The sequence below is a fragment of the Macrococcus lamae genome (genome assembly GCF_004359545.1).
GTDB classification, from domain to species: Bacteria; Bacillota; Bacilli; order Staphylococcales; family Staphylococcaceae; genus Macrococcus; species Macrococcus lamae.
In genome coordinates, this window is record NZ_SCWB01000061.1 from 1 (window position 1) to 383 (window position 383).

The 383-nt window shown below is 55.9% G+C and carries 1 protein-coding gene; it reads right to left on the reverse strand.

The genetic code is table 11. The annotated features are described in order from the left end of the window. Window positions 1-378 (reverse strand): proton-conducting transporter transmembrane domain-containing protein (locus tag ERX29_RS10885; protein WP_279433920.1); only part of this gene is annotated, 378 nt, incomplete at its 3' end. Window positions 379-383: the final 5 nt, after the last annotated feature.

Genomic DNA, 383 nt, shown 5'->3' on the forward strand with positions numbered 1-383 from the left:
GCCCAGCAGCATCAGCGTCGCCCACATCAGCATGTTATTGCCGTCAGCAAAGTGCGCTGGTGCCAGTTCCACCATTTCGCGGAAGTTCAGGGTGCCCAGTTCGTTGTAAAGAATGAACAGTGCGAAAGCGAGGAACACGTCACCCACACGGGTCACGACGAACGCTTTCATTGCCGCTGCGCCATTCTTCGGATCGGTGTAATAGAACCCGATCAGCAGATAGGAGCACAGGCCCACGCCTTCCCAGCCGAGGTACATCAGCAGCAGGTTGTCGGCAAGCACCAGAACCACCATGCTGGCGATGAACAGGTTGGTGTAAGCGAAGAAGCGAGAGTAGCCCTCTTCACCGCGCATATACCAGGAGGCGTACATGTGAATAAGGA